Genomic DNA, 15,720 nt, shown 5'->3' with positions numbered 1-15,720 from the left:
CCGGGAGACGGGGAAAGGAGATTTGCCTAAAGGCTTTAGGTGGATGCACCATTGCTTCAGGCAATCGGAGGGTGGGTTATGGCACGCGTAGGGCTGACCACGGAACGCCTGGTGCGGGCGGGAGCCGAGCTGGCCGACGAGGTCGGCTTCGACCAGGTGACCGTCTCGGCCCTCGCCAGGCGGTTCGACGTCAGGGTCGCGAGTCTGTACTCGCACGTGAAGAACTCCCAGGACCTCAAGACGGGGATCGCCCTGCTCGCCCTGGAGGAGCTTGCCGACCGGGGCGCCGCCGCCCTCGCCGGGCGGGCCGGCAAGGACGCTCTGACCGCCCTCGCGAACGTCTATCGCGACTACGCCCGGGAGCATCCCGGCCGCTATGCGGCGGCCCAGATGAGGCTCTCCCCGGAGGCGGCGGCCGCAAGCGCGGGCGGCAGGCACGCCCAGATGACGCGGGCGATCCTGCGCGGCTACGACCTGACGGAGCCGGACCAGACGCATGCGGTCCGGCTGCTCGGCAGCGTCTTCCACGGTTACGTCAGCCTGGAGCTGGGGGGAGGGTTCAGCCACAGCGCCCCCGACTCGCAGGAGACCTGGTCAAGAGTCCTGGATGCTCTTGACGCGCTGCTGCGGAACTGGCCCGCGCCGGCCGCGCCGTCCATGTAGTCCGCCCGGTTCGTACAGTCCATGCAGTTACGACACGTTGATCAACAGGTTGGGGCCATGCACACCACGGACGACTGGATGACCACGCCCATCACCATGGAACTCCTGCGCGGAGCCCTGGACCTGGAGCGCACCGAGCACGGTGTGCTGCCACACCGGCTGCCCGCCTGGGCCCGCGCCCAATGCGCCGACGGGCAACTGGCCATGGCCGAGTCCCAGCCCTCCGGAGTGCGGCTGGCCTTCCGCACCCGGGCGACCGCCGTCGAGCTGGACACGCTGCCCACCAAGCGGGCCTACGTGGGCGCCCCGCCGCGCCCGGACGGGGTGTACGAACTGCTCGTCGACGGCCGCCCGGCGGGGCGGGGCAGTGTGACGGACGGCCACACCCTGACCATCGACATGACCACCGGGAGCGTCGAGCGCCGGCCCGGACAGCCCGGCACCCTCCGCTTCTCCGGCCTGCCCGGCGGCCTCAAGGACGTCGAGATCTGGCTGCCGCACAACGAGACCACCGAGCTCGTCGCGCTGCGCACCGACGCCCCCGTCGAGACCGCCCCGCCCTCGGGCCGCAGGGTGTGGCTGCACCACGGCAGCTCGATCAGCCACGGCTCCGACGCCGCCGGGCCCACCGCCATCTGGCCCGCTCTCGCCGCCGCTCGGGGCGGCGTCGAACTGATCAACCTGGGCCTGGGCGGCAGCGCCCTGCTCGACCCGTTCACGGCGCGCACCGTGCGGGACGCCCCCGCCGACCTGATCAGCGTCAAGATCGGAATCAACCTGGTCAATCTGGACCTGATGCGCCTGCGGGCCTTCACCCCCGCCGTCCACGGGTTCCTCGACACCATCCGCGAAGGGCACCCCACCACACCGCTGCTGGTCGTCTCGCCCATCCTGTGCCCCATCCACGAGGACACGCCCGGCCCCGCCGCCCCGGACTTCGGTGATCTCGGCTCCGGGCGACTGCGGTTCGTGGCCATGGGCGATCCCGCGGAGCGCGCGAGCGGCAAACTGACCCTCGGCGTCATCCGGGACGAGCTGGCCCGGATCGTGGCGCAGCGAGCGGCCGACGACCCGAACCTGCACTACCTCGACGGCCGTGACCTGTACGGCGAGCCGGACTCCGCCGAGCTCCCGCTGCCCGACAACCTCCATCCGGACGCCGCCACCCACCGCCTCATCGGCGAACGCTTCGCCGAGCTGGCCTTCACGGCCGGCGGGGCCTTCGCGGCCCACGGCGGCATCTGAGGCCGCCACTGCCCCAAGTGCCCCTGGAGCGGGCTCCGGACCTCGCCCCGCTCCCTAGACCGAGACGACCGTCAGCCCCGCGTCCTCGAACCTCCGTACCGTCTCCGGCCCGGCCGCCGCGTCCGTGACCAGGGTGTCCACGGCCTCCGTCGCGCAGATCCGGGCGAAGGCCCGCTGCCCCAGCTTGCTGGAGTCCGCGGCGACGACCACCCGCTCGGCGCGTTCGCACAGGAGCCGGTTGATCGCCGCCTCCGCCTCGTCGTGGGCCGAGGCGCCGTGCGTGACGTCGAAGGCGACGACCCCGAGCACCGCCACGTCGACCGTGATCTGGCTGAGCACGCCGTCCGCGAGCGGCCCCACGAGTTCGTACGACTGCGGGCGCGCGACCCCGCCGGTCAGCACGATCTTGAACTGGGGGCGTACCGCCAGCTCGTTGGCGATGTTCAGCGCGTTCGTGACCACGGTCAGCGCGGGTGAACCGGCCGCGAGGTCGGCGCGCACGGCCAGGGCCCGCGCCACCTCGGTGGTGGTCGTCCCGCCGGTGAGCCCCACCGCCTCGCCGGGAGCGACGAGGTCGGCCACGGCCCTCGCGATGCGCTGCTTCTCGGAGGCGTGGCGGGCCGTCTTGTAGCGCAACGGCAGCTCGTACGACACTCCGTGCACGACCGCGCCGCCCCGGGTGCGCACGAGCATCTGCTGCTCCGCCAGCTGGTCGAAGTCGCGCCGGATGGTCGCGGACGAGACCGCCAGCTCGACGGCCGCCTCCTCGACGTCCAACCGGCCGCGCTCGACGAGCAGTTCCAGCAGGGCCTTCCAACGGGCGTCGCGTGACATCCGCGCCCCTCCGTTCCTCGATCTCCCGGTGACCCTAGCGCACCCCCACTTTGAGCTGGATGCTTGATTATGCTCGAAACAACGCTATATCTTGCACAAACAAGCAAAGTGGAGAGGTGTGGCATGACCCATGTCGAGGACGAGCTGACGAGCCAGCCCGAGTGCTGGACCCGCGCGGCTGCACGGGCGCCTGAGCACGACGGGGCGCTGCCGGCGCCGGGGGAGCGGGTCGCGATCGTCGGCTGCGGCACCTCCTACTTCATGGCGCAGGCCGTGGCGGCCCTGCGCGAAGGATCGGGCCAGGGCGAGACGGACGCCTTCGCCGCGTCCGAGTTCCCGTACGGCCGCTCGTACGACCGGGTCGTCGCCCTCACCCGCTCCGGCACCACCACCGAAGTGCTGGAGCTGCTCGGCGAGCTGCGGGGGCGCGCGCGCACCACCGCCATCACCGCGGACCCCGGCACCCCCGTCGTGGACGCGGCCGACGACCTCGTCGTCCTCGACTTCGCGGACGAACGGTCCGTCGTGCAGACCCGGTTCGCCACCACCGCGCTCACCCTGCTCCGCGCCCACCTCGGCCTGCACACCGACGCCGTCGTCGCCGACGCCCGCACCGCGCTCCGCGCGCCGTTGCCTCAAGGGCTCGTGGACTGCTCGCAGTTCACCTTCCTCGGTCGCGGCTGGACGGTCGGGCTGGCCAACGAGGCCGGGCTGAAGATGCGCGAGGCCTCCCTCGCCTGGACCGAGGCCTACCCGGCGATGGAGTACCGGCACGGCCCCATCAGCGTCACCACCCACGGCACCGCCACCTGGATGCTCGGCGAGGCACCGGACGGCCTGCCCGAGCAGGTGCGGGACACGGGCGCGCTGTGGGTCGCGGGGGGCCTCGACCCGCTCGCCGAACTGGTCCGCGTCCAGCGGCTCGCCGTCGCCGTCGCAGCGGCCCGCGGTCTCGACCCCGACCGGCCGCGCCACCTCACCCGCTCGGTGATCCTCGCCCCCTGAAGCCCTCTGAAGTCTCCGGAAGGATCAGTCGTGCCCCTCGTCACCACCGGTGAGCTCGTGACCCGCGCCGCCACCGCGCACTCCGCCGTCGCCGCCTTCAACATCATCACGCTGGAGCACGTCGAGGCGGTCATCGCCGGCGCGGAGTCGGTGGCTTCGCCCGTCGTCCTCCAAGTCAGCGAGAACGCCGTCAGGTTCCGCTACGGACGGCTGCTCCCGCTCGCCCGCGCCGCCGTCGCCGCCGCCGAACGAGCCGCCGTACCCGTCGCCTTGCACCTCGACCACGTGCAGAGCGACGACCTGCTGCGCCAGGCGCCCGACGCCGGATTCAGCTCCGTCATGTACGACGCGGCCCGGCTGCCGTACGACGAGAACCTCGCCGCGACCAGAGCCGCCGCCGACTGGGCGCACTCCCAGGGGCTCTGGATCGAGGCCGAGCTGGGCCGGATCGGCGGCAAGGACGGCGAGTCGCCGCTGGACGCCCACGCACCCGGCGCCCGCACCGACCCCGCCGAGGCCGACTCCTTCGTCGCGGACTCCGGCGTCGACGCCCTCGCCGTGGCCATCGGCAGCTCCCACGCCATGACCACCCGCACCGCGACCCTGGATCACGCCCTTCTCAAGAGCCTGACCGCCACCCTGGGCGTGCCCCTCGTGCTGCACGGCTCGTCCGGAGTGGCGGACGGCGAGCTGACCAGGGCCGCCGCGGGCGGCATCGCCAAGGTCAACGTCGGCACCGCCCTCAACCTCGCCATGACCGGCGCGATCCGCGAGTTCCTGGCCGCCCACCCCGAGGCGGTCGACTCCCGGGCGTACCTGAGCGTGGGCCGGGAGGCGATGGCGCGGGCGGTGGCCGGGATCATCCGGGTCCTCGGCTGACGGGACCGGCGCGGCCGCACGGCGCACCGCCGCTACCTCTTGACCGCCTTGAGCACCACGAACTTCGCGTCACTGGCGACGAGCTGACTGTTGCCGAACAACCGCCGCAGCTTCAGGTGGTACCCGAGATGCCGGTTGCCGATCACCCAGAGTTCGCCGCCCGGCCGGAGTGCGCGCCGCGCCCCGGTGAACATCCGCCAGGCGGTGGCGTCCGTCGTCGTCTGGTGGGAGTGGAAGGGCGGATTGTTCAGCACCAGGTCCACGCTGTCGGCCGGTACTCCCACCAGCCCGTCCCCGACCCGGAACTCGGCATGTCCGGGCACGCCGTTCGCCTTGAACGTCGCCTCCGCCGAGGCCACCGCCTGGAACGACTCGTCCACGAACAGCACCTCGGCCTCGGGTTCGGCCAGCGCCATCGCCGTACCGACGACACCGTTGCCGCATCCCAGGTCCACCACCCGCTGTCCGCCGCGGCCGACCGGCAGGTGTTGCAGAAGGAACCGGGTGCCGACGTCGAGGCGGTCCGCGCAGAAGACCCCCGCGTGGTTGACGACGGTACGGCCCGAGACGAGGCCGATGCCGCCGGGGAGTTCGTAGCTGTACGGCCACGGACTGGCGGCCCGCTCCGGCGACGGCTTCGGCTCCGGCGTGCAGAAGATCAGCCGGGCCTTCTTCTCCGCGAGCGAGGTGCGGGTCCGACCGAGGATCCGCTCGAACAACCGCAGCGTCGAGGTGTGGATCTCCTTCACCATGCCGGTGCCGACGACGACCGTGCCCTCGTGCACCGCGGGCGCCAGCCGCAGCAGCTGGTCCTCCAGCAGGGCCAGGCTCTTCGGTACCCGCACCAGCAGGACGTCGACGCGCCCGGGCGGCGGATCCTGCGTGGTGAGCAGCTGCACGCCACCGGTCTCGACACCGGCCCGCGCCAGGTTCGCCCGGGTCGCCTCCTGGGTCAGGTACGAGTCGGTGATCTGCACCGGCCGGTGTGCCGCGAGCGCCGTGGCCAGCGCGCCCCAGCGGTCCCCGACCACCACGACCGTGCCGGACAGCGGCACGTCCTGGTCCGCCAGATGCCGCAGCAAATACTCGTCGGAGGCGTCCCAGGCGCGCAGCTGGTCACGCGGGTCCTCGGGGAAGCGGGACAGCGCGATCTCGCCCCAGGGAGTCGTCATACGGTCGTCCATCGTGCCCCCAGGCTAGCGGAGCAGCAGATCAGAGCTGTCGGGCAGGATGGAACCATGGACAGCGAGCTGTTCCCCAGGGCCCGTACGGAGGTCGCGCCCGGCGCGGTGCACGTGCCGGACTGGCTGGACACGGCCCGGCAGCGCGAGCTCCTTCGGGACTGCCGGGAGTGGGCCCGCCCGCCCGCCGGCCTCAGAACGGTCCGCACACCCGGCGGCGGCACGATGACCGCCCGCCAGGTCTGTCTGGGCTGGCACTGGGGTCCCGTACGGAGGTGCCCGAACTGCGGTCGAGCCGTACGGGACAATCCCGAGTGTCCTGGCTGGCACTGGTATCCGTACGCCTACGCCCGCACGGTCGTCGACGGCGACGGCACCCCCGTGAAGCCGTTCCCCGACTGGCTGGGCGAGCTGGGCCGGGACGCGGCACGGGAGGCCCTCGGCGCCGCATCGGTTCCGTACGACATCGCGCTGATCAACTTCTACGACGGCGACGCCCGGATGGGCATGCACCGCGACAGCGACGAGAAGTCGGACGCGCCGGTGGTGTCGCTGAGCCTCGGCGACACCTGCGTGTTCCGCTTCGGCAACCCCGGATCCCGGACCCGGCCGTACACGGACGTCGAACTGCGCAGCGGCGACCTGTTCGTGTTCGGCGGGCCGTCACGGCTCGCGTACCACGGGGTGCCCCGGGTCCACGCGGGTAGCGCACCGCCGGAGTTGGGCCTGACCGGGCGGCTGAACATCACGCTTCGGGCGAGTGGCCTGTAGGCCGCCGGGGCTGCGGATCATGGGAGACTCGCCCTCATGAGCGGCAAGGCGGACCCCCGTGCGGCGGGGGAAGGGACCACCTCGAGAGCGCGGCTGGACCGGGGGCGCGGTGCGCTCGGGCCCGCGTTGGAGCTCGTGCACACCGGACGCGCGCCGACCCGCGCCGTACTGACCGCCGAGCTCGGCGTGACACGGGCCACCGCCGGCGCGGTCGCCGCCGAGCTGGAGGCGCTCGGGCTGATCCGGGTCGACGCCCGGCCCGGCGCGGCGGCCGGCTCGCAGGGGCGGCCCTCGCACCGGCTCGCGGTCGCCGAGGACGGGCCCGTCGTCCTCGCCGCGCAGGTGCACGCCGACGGGTTCCGGGCGGCGCTGGTCGGACTGGGCGGCCGCATCGTCGCCACCGCGCCCGGCTGCGAGACCGTCGAAGAAGATCCCGCGAAGGTCCTCGTGTCGGTCGTGGAGGCAGGCGCCGAACTGCTGCGCACGACCGGGCGGCGGTGCGTGGGCGCCGGGCTCGCCGTGCCGTCGGCGGTCGCCGAGCCGGACGGACTCGCTCTGAACCCGCTGCACCTGGCATGGCCGGTGGGCGCCCCGGTCCGCCGTATCTTCGCGGAGTGCGTGCGCGCGGCCGGGATCGGCGGACCGGCCTTCGCGGGCAACGACGTCAACCTCGCCGCGCTCGCCGAGCACCGGCACGGCGCGGGCCGCGGCGCCCGGGACCTGCTGTGCGTGGCGACCGGGCACCGGGGCGTGGGCGGCGCGCTGGTGCTCGACGGGCGTCTGCACACCGGCAGTGCGGGGCTGGCCCTCGAAGTCGGTCACCTCACCGTCAACCCGGAGGGCCGCCCCTGCCACTGCGGCAGCCGCGGCTGCCTCGACGTCGAGGCCGACCCGCTCGCCTTCCTCACCGCCGCGGGCCGCGACCCGGGCCCGGAGGTGTCCCTCCTCCAGCAGGCCAACGACCTCATCCGCAACCACTACGACGACCCGTACGTGCGCACCGCCACCGAGGCCCTGATCGACCGCCTCGGCCTCGGCCTGGCCGGCCTGGTGAACATCCTCAACCCGGACCGGATCATCCTCGGCGGCCTGCACCGCACCCTGCTGGGCGCCGACCCGGACCGCCTGCGCGCGGTCGTCGCCGACCGCAGCCTGTGGGGGCAGAGCGGCGGCGTCCCCATCCTGGCCTGCACCCTCGACCACAACAGCCTCGTCGGCGCGGCCGAGTTGGCGTGGCAGCCGGTACTGGACGATCCGCTGGGCGCGCTGGCCCGGTGACCCTCACGCCTCCTCGGCGGTCTCCGGGATCCGCGTCCGGGGCGAGCCGACCGGCGCCGGCGCGTGCGCGGACGACGCCCACACACTGCTCCTGGCGTCGTCGCGCGGCTCCTGGCGGTGGAGGCGGCTGCGGACACCCGGCCGCCGGGTGGCCCGGGTGGACCCCGCCGACGGAGTGTGGACTGACGCTGCGCGCCGCGCGGACGACTCCGCAGGGGACGGTGATCGCCGTCACGATCGAGGAGACCGCGCCGGACGAACGCCTGGCCGTGTTCGGCCGGGCCTTCGCGCTGACCGGACGCGAGGCCGAGCTCCTCGGCCTGCTCGCCGAGGCCGGCGACGGCCACACCGTGCCCGCCGGGCATGTACGTCACCGAGCACACCGTGCAGAACCACCCGAAGCCGGTGTTCGCGAAGACCCGTAAGTCCGGCCGCCGGGACCTGCTCACCCGTGCCCTGGGAGCCTGCGTCACCCCCGGGTAGGCTCGTGACATGCGGATCTCCGTTTCCTCGGACATGGACGAACCCGTGGCGCGCGCCCTCGTCACGGAACTGCGCGACCGCGGCCACGAGGTGGTGCCGTACGGCGCGCTGAGCCCCGACGACGATGCCCGGTGGGCCGTCTGCTCGGAGGCCGCCGCCCGCGAGGTCGCCGCCGGCACCGCGGACCAGGCCGTGGTGTGCTGCTGGACCGGCACGGGCGCGTCGATCGCCGCGAACAAGGTGCCGGGCGTACGCGCCGCCCTGTGCACGGACGCCTACACGGCCGACGGCGCCCGCCGCTGGAACGACGCCAACGCGCTTGCCCTCAGCCTGCGACTGACGTCCCAGCCGCTGCTCAAGGAGATCCTCGACGCCTGGTTCGCCGCCACGGCCGGCGAGGACGCGGAGGACCGGGAGAACGTGGCCCGCGTCGAACGCCTCGACCTCGGCAGGACCTAGTGCCGCGGCAGGCAACGTTCGCCCCGTCGCGACGCCCGGCACGCTCCCCCACTGCCTTGAGGGCGTGGGAGGTGCCCCCACTCGCCGCACCGGCCGAAAGCCCAAGTACGTCCAGTACGAGGGCTTCCGGCCGGCACGCCGAGAGCACGCACCGGACGCCGCTCCTTAACGGGCGAACGTTGCCTGCCGCGGCACTAGCTTTCCGGTGCCGTAAGGCTCCACAACGCCGCCACCAGCGGGCGGCGCAGATCAGCCCGCCGTACGCACAACCCGATCGGAAACGGCTCCGGCAACGGCTCGACCGGGAGCACGGCGAGCCGGTCGCGCACCGCGCTGTGCTCCAGTACGAGACGGGGAACCACGCCCGTGCCGCAGCCCAGGGCGACGAGCGTCAACAGCCCTTCGTGGCCGTCGGGTTCGCAGGCCACCTCGGGTGCCGTGCCGCGCGTGCGGAACCAGCGGTCGGCGGCCTCGCGGACCAGCCCGCGGTGGGGGAGGACGAAGGGGCCGTCGAGGCCGGGGTCGGGGCGGTCGAGCGCGGTGACCAGGACCAGCTCGGTCACCGCGACCGTGCGGCTGACCAAGGGCTCCGGCAGCCTCGCCGGGATCCCCGCGACGGCCACGTCGACCTCGCCCTCGTCCAGCCGGGCCAGCGCCGCCGCCGCGTCGCCGGTGCGCAGATCGAGCCGTACCTGGGGGTGTGCGGTGCGGAACGGGGCCAGCAGGTCGGGCAGCAGCGTCTGACATGCCGTCACCGTCGCGAACACGGCCAGCCGACCGGTGAGTTCGGCCGGGTCGGGGTGCTCCTCCCGATAGGCGCGCCACAACTCCAGTGCCTGAACGGCGTATTCGCGGAAGCGGTGCCCCTCCGCCGTGAGCGACACGCCGCGCGGCCCGCGGTCGAACAGCCGGTGCCCGAGGTCGGCCTCCAGCCGCTGAACGGTCCGGGTGAGTGTCGCCGGGCTGACATGGCAGTCCAGGCTCGTCCGCCCGAAGTTCAGCGTCTGCGCCAGATGCAGGAAGAGACGCAGCTCCCGGTGATCGTCCCGCATTGCCGTGACCTCGTCCTTTCACTTCTCGCAACAGCGCGCTGCAGAAGTTGCGCTTGCCGCAACGCTCGGGCGGAGCCTACAACTCGACCATGACCTCGACCACGTACACCTCACGTGTCTTCGCCCTCGAAACGATGGACGTGCCCGGCGGCACCGAGACCGTCCTGCGCGGCGGCCGCCACCTGTTTCCGCTGCTGCCGAAGGCCTTTGACGGCATCCGCCGCATCGGCGTCCTCGGCTGGGGCCCGCAGGGCCGTGCTCAGGCCCTCAACCTGCGCGACTCCCTCTCCGGCACGGACATCCGGGTCGCCGTCGGACTGCGCCCCGGTTCCCGGTCGGCCGCCGACGCCCGTGCCCACGGCTTCACGGAGGAGAACGGCACGCTCGGCGACTGGCTCGCCGTCGCCGCCGACAGCGACCTGATCGTCCTGCTGATCGCGGACGCCGCGCTCGCCGCCCACCACCAGGAGATCTTCGCGGCCCTCGGGCCCGGCGCCGCGATCGGTCTCTCGCACGGCTTCCTGCTCGGCCACCTGCGGGAGACCGGCGGCGACTTCCCGCCCGGCCACCCGGTGATCGCCGTGTGCCCCAAGGGCATGGGCGACTCGGTGCGCCGCCTGTACCAGCAGGGCGCAGAGGTCAACGGCGCCGGGATCAACAGCAGTTTCGCCGTGCACGCCGACCCCGACGGACGGGCTGTCGACCTCGCGCTCGGCTGGTCGGTGGCGCTCGGGTCGCCGTACACCTTCCGCACCACGCTGGAGAGCGAGTACCGCTCCGACATCGTCGGTGAGCGCGCCATTCTGCTCGGCGCCGCGCACGGCATCGTCGAAAGTCTGTACGGACGCTACCGCCTTGCCGGAGACGACGAGGTGACCGCGTACGAGAGGTCCTGCGAGAACGTCACCGGACCGATCGCCCGCACGATCTCGCGGGCCGGACTCGGTGCGGTGCGCGAGGGCCTCGACGCGGCCGGCCGGGACGTGTTCGACCGCGCCTGCACGGCGACGTACGCACCCGCCCGCGAGATCGTCGCCGAGATCTACGACGAGGTCGCCGACGGTACCGAGCTGCGCAGCGTGATCCTGGCCGAACGGCGGCTCGGCGGCCGCCCGATGACCGGGATCGGCGGTTCGCCGATGTGGTCCGTCAGCGACCGGGTCCGGGCCAGGCGGGCCCGGCGCGAGCTGCCCGTCGATCCCTTCACCGCCGGTGTCTTCGTCGCCACCATGCTGGCCCAGGTCGACGAGTTCGCCGAGCGCGGGCATCCGTGGTCGGAGATCGTCAACGAGTCCGTCATCGAGGCCGTCGACTCGCTGCTGCCCTACATGCACGCCCGGGACGTGGCCCACATGGTCGACAACTGCTCCCGCACGGCCCGCCTCGGTGCCCGCCGCTGGGGCCCGCGCTTCCAGGCGGCGTACGAGCAGATCGCCTTCCCGGCCGCCGAGGCCCCGGCGGACCCGGACCTGGTGACGGCCTTCGCCACCCACCCCGTCCACGAGGCCCTGGCCGCGGCGGCGAAGCTGCGGCCGTCCGTGGACATCGCAGTGGCCTAGCGCTCTTCCGTAGCGGCGGCGTACTGGGCCGCACCCTCGCCGAGCGACCAGTCGATCGACGTGTTCTCGGTGAGAGTGACGAAGACGTTCCGCGGCTCGGTCCCCGCGTAGGCGTGGGCGAGTTCGGCGATCCGCCGGTACAGCGCCTGCTTCTGCGCGGAGGTGCGCCCCGAGCGGAGCGTGATCGCGACGTACACGATGCCGTCGTCCCGGTGCACTCCGAGGTAGTCGTCGTACCGCAGGGTGCTGTGGGTGCCGTCATGGCCGACCAGGACCTGGAACCGGTCGTCGGCGGGGATGTGGATCGTCTCCACGAGGGCGTCGTGCACCGCGCGCCCGAGCGCGTCGAGACGATCGGGGCCGGCTCCCAGCGCGTCTATCCGAACGAATGGCATTTCCTCGGATCTCCTCTCATTCTCTGCGCGGTCTGAGGACCAGCTCCCCGCCGCAGTTGGGACACACGTCCCGCATGGCCTCGCTGCACGGCACACAGAAAGTGCACTCGTACGAGCAGATCCGGGCCGGCCCGTCCGGCGGCAGCGTCGCCGTCTCGCAGCGTTCGCAGCGTTCGCGCATCTCCAGTGCCATGCCGTCGTCCTCCTTGTCGCGTCCGGGCCCGGTGACCCGTCGCTCCCATCCTCGGGGCGCCGGGCCTGCCGGAAAGTCGCCGGAGGGTCAATGGCCACTACGATCGGGCCACCGACCGGCGCGAGGTCAGCGCCACTCCACCGCGAACGCCGCGCCCGGGTTCCGCACGAGGATCCGCTCCACCGTCTCCTCGCCCAGCTCCGCTTCGAGACGAGGCCGCACCCGCCGCAGCAGATACGGCATCCCGGGCCCGCCGCTGACCGAGCGGGCCGCCGCGGTCGTGGTGTCGCCGCCGAGCAGCAGCCGGTCGCCGAACCCGGCGTCGGCGAGTGCCCGCAGGGCGCCCGGCATCCGCCAGTCCGTGGCGTGGTTGGCGCGTGAGGGCCCGTCGAAGGCGAGGTAGCAGCCGCTGTGTGCGGCCTGGAGCTGCACCACGCTGTCGGGGGAGCGGTTGAGGTGCCCCAGGATCACCCGGTGCGGCGGCACCCCCGACTCGCCGCACAGCAGGTCCAGCACGTCCAGGGCGCCGGTACCGAGCTCCAGATGGACGGCGATGGGCGCTCCCGTCGCATGGTGGGCCTCGGCCGCCGCTCTCATCGTCCAGCGGGCGTGCGCGTCGAGGGCGTGGAAACCACCCGCGACCTTGATCAGGCCCGCCCGGACCCCCGAGGTGCCGATGCCCTCGGTCAGTTCGGCGACGAAGACCTCGGCGAGTCGGCCCCGCAGCCGGGCGAGCGTCTCGTCGTCGTAGTGGACGGCCTGGTGCAGGCCCGTCGCGGCCACCACGAGCACCCCCGTCTCCCGGGACAGCGGCGGCAGATCGGCGGCCCGTCGGCCCAGCCCGTACGGCGTCCACTGCACCACGCTGTTGCCGCCCTGCGCGACGAACGCCGCCAACTCCGCGCGGGCGGCGGACACGTGCTGGAGCTCCTGACCCGGCAGTCGGGGACTGCTGAAGAACAGGTGGTCGTGCGCGTCGCAGACGCCCAGGGCCGCGGGGCGAACGTCCCCGAGCACGGTACGGACCGTGCTCACCATCGCCGCCCCTGCGGCAGCAGGTCGCGACCCGGCTGCGACAGGTGCAGCACCTCGAACACATCACCTTCGGCCTTCGGCAAGTCGCCCTCCCAGAGCGAGAAATGGACGAGCTCCCAGCGGCTCGTGTCCACGGCGGCCGCCGCCAGCACCGCTCCGTCACTGGCCGCGAGCCGCCCCGCCTCGCCCGCCGCGTCCTCCATCACCTCACCCAACCGCACCCCGTCCGGCACCCGTTGCCGCCGCCGCACGGCGGTCCGCGCGGGGGAGCCGGCCGCGGCGCCCTCCTCGTACGCCACTCCCGCCCACTGCCGGACCGGGGGCCGCCCGAAGTCGTCGGGGATCACCTGGAAGGCGCCGCCCCACAGGAAGGTGTTCATGCCCTCCATGGTGTTCCACAGGTAGAACGGCGCGTACTGGTTGACCGGCGAACCGCCGGTGCCCCGTACGCGCATCAGAAACGCCTTGAGGCCCAGGCCCTCCCAGTCGTCGAGCAGATGACCTTTGCGAGCGACCCGCTCGCGGACGATGCCCATGTCGTAGTCGGCGGGCAGCGTGAGTTCGTACTGCATGGCGTGCATCGGGTGTCTCCTCAGGCCGTGCGGTCGGTGCGGGCCGACGCGAGCAGCGACAACAGCCCTCGGACGCCGGTGTCGAACGAGGCCGGCGAACCGGACGCGCGGGCGAGGACGTAGCCGCCCTGGACCGTCGCGAGGACGGCCGCCGCGATCTCCTCGCCGTCCAGCGAGGGCGCGAACTGGCCCTCCTCCTTGCCCTCTTCGACGATTCCGGCGATCCGCTCGCGGATCCGGTCGAGCGTCGCGTCGACCGGTGCGCGCAGTTCGTCGCTGACGATGATGTCCGGGTCCATCGTCAGCCGCCCGATCGGACAGCCGCGCAGTACGTCGCGCTCCCGCCGCAGATACGCCTCGATCCGTTCGTACGGCGTCCCCGGACCGTCGAGCACTCCCTCGGCCGTGGCCAGCAGTTCCTCGGCCGTCCGCCGGATCGCGGCCAGAGCGAGGTCGGGCTTCCCCTTGAAGTGGTGGTACATGCTGCCCTGCCCGGCTTCCGCGCGCTCCAGGATCGCCTTGGGGCTGGTGCCCACATAGCCGCGCTCCCACAGCAGCTCACGGGTGGACTCGATCAGTCGATCCGAGGTGCTCATGACATCACTGTACATACTAGTAGTTACAGAAGTCGAGGTGCTGGGGAGCAGAGGCGACCCGCCCGCGTACTCCCTGGGAGGTACGCGTACTGCCGCTGGCCGTACGACGACCAGGCCCCCTCCCCGGAGCCACTGTCGAGGCATCACAGGAAACCCACCGAGGAGATGACTCGAGATGCAGACCCTGGCGCACTTCGGCGACGGCGGCCCCGGCCCGTGGATCCTGCTCTTCCCCCTGATCTGGGCGGCCGTCGTGATCGGCGGCATCACCCTGCTGCGCCGCACCGTGTGGCGCGGACGCGGCGGACCGCGGCGGCGCCCGGCCGTCGGGGACCCCTCGACCGTCGACGACAACTCGCCCATCACCGTGCTCGGCCACCGCTTCGCCTCCGGCGAGATCGACGAGGACGAGTACTGGCGCCGGCTGTCCGTCCTGGACGAGCAGTTCGGCCGTGGCGGCAAGGGCGGTGCGGCATGACCACCACGACCGCCACCGACGCCACGACCGGCACGGTGCCGGCCGCCCGGGTCGTGGACGCCGTGAAGGTCGACGGCAGCGGCGACACCGGAGTGAGGGCCCTGGACGGGGTGAGCGTCGACTTCCCGGTCGGCCGCTTCACCGCGATCATGGGGCCCTCGTGCTCCGGCAAGTCCACCCTGATGCACTGCGCGGCCGGCCTCGACACCCTCACCTCGGGCGCCGCCCACATCGGCGACACCGAACTGGGCACCCTCGACGACCGCCGCCTCACCCTGCTGCGCCGCGACCGCGTCGGCTTCGTGTTCCAGTCGTTCAACCTGGTGCCCACGCTGACCGTCGCGGAGAATATCCGGCTGCCGCTCGACCTCGCGGGCACCAAGGGCGACTCTCAGTGGATCGACGCCCTGATCGACGTCGTCGGTCTGCGCGACCGGCTCCACCACCGGCCCTCCGAGCTCTCCGGCGGTCAGCAGCAACGCGTCGCCGTGGCCCGGGCGTTCGCCGGACGGCCGGACGTCGTCTTCGCCGACGAGCCGACCGGCAACCTCGACTCCCGCTCCGGAGGCGAGATCCTGGGGCTGCTCGGCCGCGCCGTGCGCCAGACGGCCCGCACGGTCGTCATGGTCACCCACGACCAGGTCGCCGCCGCCCACGCCGACGAGGTCGTCTTCCTCGCGGACGGACGACTGGGCCATGGTCCGCTGGGAGTCGGTCCTGGGCGCCGCCTTCGGCACGGTCGGCGGACTCGGTCTCGGCGCCTTCCTCGCCTGGGTCCTGGTCACGGCCTCGGACGGTGCGAGCGACAGCGCCTTCGCCTTCGCGATGCCGCCCCTGCGACTGGCGATCGTCGCGCTGGTGTGGCTCGCGGCGGGAGCCCTCGCGGGCCTGCGCCCGGCCCGGCGTGCGGCCCGCCTGGACGTCCTGCGGGCCATCGCCACCAAGTGAGGGGTGAGGGCCCGCCAACGCCCACTGTCCCAACGCGTCGGCCGTGAGAGAGCCGGAGGGGTGCGCCGGTGTCGGGACGGCGAACGCGCGGAGG

At 72.9% G+C, this 15,720-nt stretch carries 18 protein-coding genes and 2 pseudogenes; 12 read left to right on the top strand and 8 right to left on the bottom strand.

From position 1 onward, the window contains the following. Positions 1-78 precede the first annotated feature (78 nt). Positions 79-663, top strand: a complete 585-nt coding sequence (locus tag ACFWWR_RS30250; protein ID WP_383875682.1) for a TetR/AcrR family transcriptional regulator — start codon at positions 79-81, stop codon at positions 661-663. Between the two features lie 57 nt (positions 664-720). Then, on the top strand, positions 721-1,908 hold the full coding sequence (locus tag ACFWWR_RS30245) for a GDSL-type esterase/lipase family protein (protein ID WP_384306486.1): 1,188 nt from the start codon (positions 721-723) through the stop codon (positions 1,906-1,908). Positions 1,909-1,962: 54 nt separating this feature from the next. Here the strand turns inward: ACFWWR_RS30245 and ACFWWR_RS30240 are convergent, their stop codons facing one another. Next, positions 1,963-2,742, bottom strand: a complete 780-nt coding sequence (locus ACFWWR_RS30240; protein ID WP_384306484.1) for a DeoR/GlpR family DNA-binding transcription regulator — start codon at positions 2,740-2,742, stop codon at positions 1,963-1,965. A gap of 123 nt (positions 2,743-2,865) precedes the next feature. Here ACFWWR_RS30240 and ACFWWR_RS30235 point away from each other — a divergent pair, with 123 nt between their 5' ends. After that, on the top strand, positions 2,866-3,747 hold the full coding sequence (locus tag ACFWWR_RS30235; protein ID WP_384306481.1) for an SIS domain-containing protein: 882 nt from the start codon (positions 2,866-2,868) through the stop codon (positions 3,745-3,747). 30 nt (positions 3,748-3,777) lie between these two features. Continuing rightward, entirely contained in the window at positions 3,778-4,626 is an 849-nt protein-coding gene (locus ACFWWR_RS30230; protein ID WP_384306478.1) for a ketose-bisphosphate aldolase, read from the top strand. 32 nt (positions 4,627-4,658) lie between these two features. Here ACFWWR_RS30230 and ACFWWR_RS30225 read toward each other — a convergent pair whose 3' ends face one another. Further along, entirely contained in the window at positions 4,659-5,798 is a 1,140-nt protein-coding gene (locus ACFWWR_RS30225) for a methyltransferase (protein WP_384306475.1), read from the bottom strand. 66 nt (positions 5,799-5,864) lie between these two features. Between ACFWWR_RS30225 and ACFWWR_RS30220 the strand changes: the two genes are divergently transcribed. From ACFWWR_RS30220 to ACFWWR_RS30205, 4 genes are all read left to right on the top strand, one after another. Then, positions 5,865-6,578 carry an alpha-ketoglutarate-dependent dioxygenase AlkB family protein gene (locus ACFWWR_RS30220; protein WP_384306473.1) on the top strand — a complete coding sequence of 238 codons (714 nt, stop codon included), beginning with the start codon at positions 5,865-5,867 and terminating at the stop codon, positions 6,576-6,578. 36 nt (positions 6,579-6,614) lie between these two features. Continuing rightward, the gene (locus ACFWWR_RS30215) at positions 6,615-7,856 is read left to right on the top strand and encodes an ROK family protein (RefSeq protein ID WP_384306471.1); all 1,242 of its coding nucleotides are present in this window, start codon (positions 6,615-6,617) and stop codon (positions 7,854-7,856) included. Positions 7,857-8,077: 221 nt separating this feature from the next. Beyond that, positions 8,078-8,281, top strand: a complete 204-nt coding sequence (locus tag ACFWWR_RS30210) for a hypothetical protein (protein ID WP_384306468.1) — start codon at positions 8,078-8,080, stop codon at positions 8,279-8,281. 67 nt (positions 8,282-8,348) lie between these two features. After that, positions 8,349-8,798, top strand: coding sequence for an RpiB/LacA/LacB family sugar-phosphate isomerase (locus ACFWWR_RS30205; RefSeq protein WP_383875666.1), 450 nt, complete (start codon positions 8,349-8,351; stop codon positions 8,796-8,798). A 194-nt stretch (positions 8,799-8,992) separates the two neighbouring features. On the opposite strand, the gene ilvY is transcribed toward ACFWWR_RS30205, so the two are convergent. Further along, entirely contained in the window at positions 8,993-9,850 is an 858-nt protein-coding gene (gene ilvY, locus ACFWWR_RS30200; RefSeq protein WP_384306465.1) for an HTH-type transcriptional activator IlvY, read from the bottom strand. 89 nt (positions 9,851-9,939) lie between these two features. Here ilvY and ACFWWR_RS30195 point away from each other — a divergent pair, with 89 nt between their 5' ends. Continuing rightward, the gene (locus ACFWWR_RS30195; protein WP_384306462.1) at positions 9,940-11,409 is read left to right on the top strand and encodes a ketol-acid reductoisomerase; all 1,470 of its coding nucleotides are present in this window, start codon (positions 9,940-9,942) and stop codon (positions 11,407-11,409) included. On the opposite strand, the gene ACFWWR_RS30190 is transcribed toward ACFWWR_RS30195, so the two are convergent. The 5 genes from ACFWWR_RS30190 to ACFWWR_RS30170 form a co-directional block, all read right to left on the bottom strand. Then, the gene (locus ACFWWR_RS30190; protein ID WP_383875660.1) at positions 11,406-11,804 is read right to left on the bottom strand and encodes a tautomerase family protein; all 399 of its coding nucleotides are present in this window, start codon (positions 11,802-11,804) and stop codon (positions 11,406-11,408) included. The two genes, ACFWWR_RS30195 and ACFWWR_RS30190, sit on opposite strands and share 4 nt — an antisense overlap. Positions 11,805-11,820: 16 nt before the next feature. Further along, positions 11,821-11,997 (bottom strand): DUF1272 domain-containing protein, encoded by a 177-nt coding sequence (locus ACFWWR_RS30185; RefSeq protein ID WP_383875658.1) that lies wholly within the window; start codon positions 11,995-11,997, stop codon positions 11,821-11,823. A gap of 126 nt (positions 11,998-12,123) precedes the next feature. Beyond that, on the bottom strand, positions 12,124-13,035 hold the full coding sequence (locus ACFWWR_RS30180; protein WP_384306459.1) for a phosphotriesterase: 912 nt from the start codon (positions 13,033-13,035) through the stop codon (positions 12,124-12,126). Continuing rightward, positions 13,029-13,613 carry a DUF4865 family protein gene (locus ACFWWR_RS30175; protein ID WP_384306456.1) on the bottom strand — a complete coding sequence of 195 codons (585 nt, stop codon included), beginning with the start codon at positions 13,611-13,613 and terminating at the stop codon, positions 13,029-13,031. Before ACFWWR_RS30175 ends, ACFWWR_RS30180 begins: the two co-directional genes overlap by 7 nt. 11 nt (positions 13,614-13,624) lie before the next feature. Continuing rightward, positions 13,625-14,215 carry a TetR/AcrR family transcriptional regulator gene (locus tag ACFWWR_RS30170; RefSeq protein ID WP_384306454.1) on the bottom strand — a complete coding sequence of 197 codons (591 nt, stop codon included), beginning with the start codon at positions 14,213-14,215 and terminating at the stop codon, positions 13,625-13,627. A 160-nt stretch (positions 14,216-14,375) separates the two neighbouring features. Here ACFWWR_RS30170 and ACFWWR_RS30165 point away from each other — a divergent pair, with 160 nt between their 5' ends. The 3 genes and pseudogenes from ACFWWR_RS30165 to ACFWWR_RS30155 all read left to right on the top strand — a co-directional run. Beyond that, positions 14,376-14,678, top strand: a complete 303-nt coding sequence (locus ACFWWR_RS30165) for an SHOCT domain-containing protein (RefSeq protein ID WP_384306451.1) — start codon at positions 14,376-14,378, stop codon at positions 14,676-14,678. Continuing rightward, positions 14,675-15,370, top strand: a pseudogene (locus ACFWWR_RS30160) (ABC transporter ATP-binding protein); the annotation flags it as partial. The gene ACFWWR_RS30165 and the pseudogene ACFWWR_RS30160, both read left to right, overlap by 4 nt. Before the next feature lies 1 nt (position 15,371). After that, positions 15,372-15,626: pseudogene (locus tag ACFWWR_RS30155) on the top strand (FtsX-like permease family protein); the annotation flags it as partial. Positions 15,627-15,720 lie beyond the last annotated feature (94 nt).

Origin of the sequence: Streptomyces sp. NPDC058678 (assembly GCF_042714835.1) — a bacterium.
GTDB lineage: Bacteria > Actinomycetota > Actinomycetes > Streptomycetales > Streptomycetaceae > Streptomyces.
This window is presented reverse-complemented; position numbering and strand designations above follow the sequence as displayed.

Excerpts from the sequence above, each read along its gene's own strand:
- ACFWWR_RS30240 (WP_384306484.1), bottom strand. The coding sequence starts at position 2,742 with ATGTCACGCGACGCCCGTTGGAAGGCCCTGCTGGAACTGCTCGTCGAG.
- ACFWWR_RS30220 (WP_384306473.1), top strand. The coding sequence starts at position 5,865 with ATGGACAGCGAGCTGTTCCCCAGGGCCCGTACGGAGGTCGCGCCCGGC.
- ACFWWR_RS30245 (WP_384306486.1), top strand. The coding sequence starts at position 721 with ATGCACACCACGGACGACTGGATGACCACGCCCATCACCATGGAACTC.
- ACFWWR_RS30205 (WP_383875666.1), top strand. The coding sequence starts at position 8,349 with ATGCGGATCTCCGTTTCCTCGGACATGGACGAACCCGTGGCGCGCGCC.
- ACFWWR_RS30225 (WP_384306475.1), bottom strand. The coding sequence starts at position 5,798 with ATGACGACTCCCTGGGGCGAGATCGCGCTGTCCCGCTTCCCCGAGGAC.
- ACFWWR_RS30190 (WP_383875660.1), bottom strand. The coding sequence starts at position 11,804 with ATGCCATTCGTTCGGATAGACGCGCTGGGAGCCGGCCCCGATCGTCTC.
- ACFWWR_RS30165 (WP_384306451.1), top strand. The coding sequence starts at position 14,376 with ATGCAGACCCTGGCGCACTTCGGCGACGGCGGCCCCGGCCCGTGGATC.
- ilvY (WP_384306465.1), bottom strand. The coding sequence starts at position 9,850 with ATGCGGGACGATCACCGGGAGCTGCGTCTCTTCCTGCATCTGGCGCAG.
- ACFWWR_RS30195 (WP_384306462.1), top strand. The coding sequence starts at position 9,940 with ATGACCTCGACCACGTACACCTCACGTGTCTTCGCCCTCGAAACGATG.
- ACFWWR_RS30180 (WP_384306459.1), bottom strand. The coding sequence starts at position 13,035 with ATGGTGAGCACGGTCCGTACCGTGCTCGGGGACGTTCGCCCCGCGGCC.
- ACFWWR_RS30185 (WP_383875658.1), bottom strand. The coding sequence starts at position 11,997 with ATGGCACTGGAGATGCGCGAACGCTGCGAACGCTGCGAGACGGCGACG.
- ACFWWR_RS30215 (WP_384306471.1), top strand. The coding sequence starts at position 6,615 with ATGAGCGGCAAGGCGGACCCCCGTGCGGCGGGGGAAGGGACCACCTCG.
- ACFWWR_RS30235 (WP_384306481.1), top strand. The coding sequence starts at position 2,866 with ATGACCCATGTCGAGGACGAGCTGACGAGCCAGCCCGAGTGCTGGACC.
- ACFWWR_RS30175 (WP_384306456.1), bottom strand. The coding sequence starts at position 13,613 with ATGCACGCCATGCAGTACGAACTCACGCTGCCCGCCGACTACGACATG.
- ACFWWR_RS30250 (WP_383875682.1), top strand. The coding sequence starts at position 79 with ATGGCACGCGTAGGGCTGACCACGGAACGCCTGGTGCGGGCGGGAGCC.
- ACFWWR_RS30170 (WP_384306454.1), bottom strand. The coding sequence starts at position 14,215 with ATGTACAGTGATGTCATGAGCACCTCGGATCGACTGATCGAGTCCACC.